Annotated in this window: 1 protein-coding gene; it reads right to left on the bottom strand. The window is 69.4% G+C overall.

The window, feature by feature from the left end; genetic code table 11:
- On the bottom strand, nucleotides 1-3,501 hold a 3,501-nt coding region (locus BBIA_RS12855), incomplete at both ends, for an acyltransferase domain-containing protein (RefSeq protein ID WP_162179175.1).

Here is a 3,501-nt window from a genome sequence, read left to right as displayed (position 1 = left end):
ACGCCGGTGACGCGCTCGCGGATGTGCGCGGCTTGACGCCGGCCGCGCCGAACAGCGCGCGCAGACGGTCGCGGATCGCGTCGGAGAGGACCGGCCCGAACGGCTTGTAGTTCGGGGCGGCCTTGTTGACGATCTGCGCGAGCTGCGTGAGCGTCGCCTCGGCCGCGCCGTCCACACTGGCGACTCCCAGTTCGGAGCTGATGTCCATGAGCAGCTGGTTGCGGCGCGACGAGACGCCGTTGGTGAGCGTGTCGGTCGTGTCGGAGGCGCCGATCTGGTCGAGTCGCACCTTGGCCGAGTAGGCCATGAGCACGCCGATCGCGTCGGATGCACGGAACGGGAGGTCCTCCACCGGGCCGCTCGGCGCGGAGCCGAGCTCGGTCACGGCGCTGGCGCCGGCTTGCGGTGCGGCGGAGAGGGATCGATCTGAGGTCGATGCGTTGCTGTTGGCGGCTGTCGCCGCAGACGCTCCCCCAGTCAGCCTATGGCTGACAGCCCCCTCAGCCGAGGGGGCCGAGGCTGCCGCCAGCTTCTCGAACTGAGACGAGGGAGCCGGGGCCGCCGCCTGCTCCGGAACGTCATCGACTTCCGGCGCGAGCGAATCGGTGTCGGTCATGTACACACGTCCCTCGTCGCGGCCGACGTTGTAGACGGCGACGGAACGGTTCGCGAACTGCGGCAGGCGCAGCGTCTTCGAGCCGAGGTTGGCAAGCGTCGGCGCGTTGCCGAGGCCGACTTCGACGTACTCCTCCACGCCGAGCCCGCCGGCCGTGCGGTCACCGAACATCAGCGCCTGCGTTTCGATCCAGCGAACAGGCGACGCGAACTGCCACGAGAGCAGTTCGGTGAGCAGCAGTCGTCCGAGCTTCTGGTCGTCGGCGGCGTAGGAATCCCACACGGCCGGGTCGTCGAGCGCGGCGCGGATCCGCTCCGACGGCACGACCTCGAGGATCTTCGCCGCGAACTCGCGGGTCATCTCGAACGGGCAGGCGACGAGGTTCGGAATATACCGGCCGACCAGTCGGCCGCGATAGTCGATCTCGGCCGGCAGCAGCGCGTCGAGCTTGTCGCGGAACTCCGGCACGCCCTTCCTGAGCAGCGTGGAGTGGAATGGCACGTCGATGCCGGGCACGAGCATGAACGCCGGCTTGCCGCCGTATTCGGCGACGCGGCGGGCGGAGTCGGCCTGCAGCGCCTTGAGTCCGGCGATCGTGCCGGCCACCGCGTACTGCGCGCCAGCGAGGTTGTAGTTGACGATCTGCAGGAACTCGCCACTGGCCTTCGCCACGCTCTCCACATACTCGCGCACGCCGTCATCGCCCACGCCGAACTGGTTCGGGCGCAGTGCGCCCATGCGGTAGTTGGAGCGACCCTGCGCGTCGCGCGGGATGAGGTGGTGCATGGTCGAACCGCGGTGGAACACGAGTTCAAGCACGGTTTCGAGCGGGATCACGCCAGCGAAGGAGCTCAGCGCGTTGTATTCGCCGAGCGAGTGGCCCGCGAAGTAGCTCGGCCAGATGTCGGCGCCGGCTTCGCGCAGGCGCGCGGTCTGGGCGAACGCGACGGTCGCGAGCGCGACCTGCGTGAACTGCGTGAGGTTGAGCAGTCCGTCGGGGTGGCGGTAGGTGACGCCGTTGGCGGTGAGCTCCTTCGGGTTGTCGCGCACGAGGGCGAGGATCGAGAATCCGAGCTTGGAGCGGGTCAGGCGATCCGCGCGCTCCCACACGTCGCGGGCGGCGGCGGACTTGGCGCGCTCGTCGAGCACCATGCCCTGCTTCTGGATGCCCTGGCCGGGGTAGACGAACGCGCTGATCGGCGCGCGCGTGACCGCTGTTCCACGTGAAACAATCGCCCCGTCGATGCGGCAGGTCACTTCGAGCGCGAGCCCGCCGTGGCGCACCTTGCCGACGCGTTCGACGGTGATTTCGACGCGGTCGTTCAGCTGCACCATGCCGTACATGTTGTACGTCCAGCCGGCAATCTCGTAGTGCGCGCCCTTTGCATCGACGGCCTGCGCGACGTGCTGGGCGACGGCGGACAGCCACATGCCGTGCACGAGCGGGGCCTTGAGTCCGGAGATGCGGGCGCCGCGCACGGACGTGTGGATCGGGTTGAAGTCGCCGGACGTACGCGCGAACGCGGTCATGTCCGCGGGGGCGGTGACGGTGACACGGCGGAGCACGCGACGCACGGTCGGCGCGATCTCGGCGTCGTGCAGCGCCGTCCAGTCGCCGTTGTCCGGCGCGGTTTCCGGCAGCGCGTCGGAGTAGACGCGGCCGCGGATGGCGAATCGCTCGGTTTCGCGGGCCAGCAGCGTGCCGTCGGCGGCGGTGTGGGTCACGTGGATGGTGACGACGCGGCCGGACGCGGACTCAAAGTAGTCCTCGGCCCACGACGTCAGGGCGACGGTTTCGCCGACGTGATGGAGCAGATGCTCCTCGTCGGTTTCGAGTTCGATGAGATGGTCGAGGTGGACGGCGTTGAGCAGTCCTTCGATGACCGGATACCCGTCGACCATGACCGAGCCGAGCGCCGCGTAGATCGCCGGCCAGGCCGGGCCGACGAGCGCGTCGGGCGCGATGCGGGATGCGACAAGGTCCTGCGGCAGCTGGCCTGCGGTCGCGGTCTCGTGGTCGAAGCCGAGGTTTGCGGACAGCGTGTAGCGGGCGCGCGCCTCACCGAACGGCTTGCCTTCGGCGGCCGTGATTTCGGGCATGGCGGCGAGCTTGTCGCCGGTGATGGCGGTGTTGCCGATGCCGGCGGTGGCGGCGAGCATCGCGTAGACGTCCGGGATCAGCCGTTCGCGGTCCACGACCGGCACGCGGCCGGGTTCGGCGCCGTCAACGACGAGCGGGATGACGATGTCGCGCACGGCGTGCTTAGACAGGCCGCCGTCGGGATCGTCGTCCCAGTACGTGTCGAGGTGGATGTCGAGATCGTACTTGCCCGCGGCGGCGTCGAAGGCACGGATCTCGTAGTTCCGGTCGCCGAGCGCGGTACCGTAGGCGGGATTGTCAGTGATGTGGCCGACCCACGAGATGTTCGGCGACTTGCGGATGAAGTCCTCGGCGTCGCGGGACTCGCCGAGCGCGGCGAAGCCGGCGCGTTCGGCGGAAGCCGTGTCGGCTGTGTCGGCCACGCCACGTTCGTCCTGCACGCGTGCGATCGCGGCGGATTCGAACCGGCCGAGGATGTCGGCGATCGGCTCGTCGACCGTGGTGATGCCGGCCACGGAGATCGGACCGGGGATGGCGCGCACGGAATCGGCGGAATACCGCGCATCCTCCGACTGCCACAGCTGGTCCTGGCCCCACCAGCGCAACAGGTCGTGGTCGATGACGGGCACGAACGGCATGGGCTTGGGGTATTCGCGCACGAGCACGGGGAACCAGGCCACGTCGGCCGGCACGACCTTGAGTTCGTCGGCCTGCGGATAGACCGCGGCGAGCTTGTCGAGCGCGGACGCCGGGTCGGCGGCGAGATCGTCGCGGGTCAGCAGGC

Source organism: Bifidobacterium biavatii DSM 23969, from assembly GCF_000741165.1.
Classification (GTDB): domain Bacteria; phylum Actinomycetota; class Actinomycetes; order Actinomycetales; family Bifidobacteriaceae; genus Bifidobacterium; species Bifidobacterium biavatii.
This window is presented reverse-complemented; position numbering and strand designations above follow the sequence as displayed.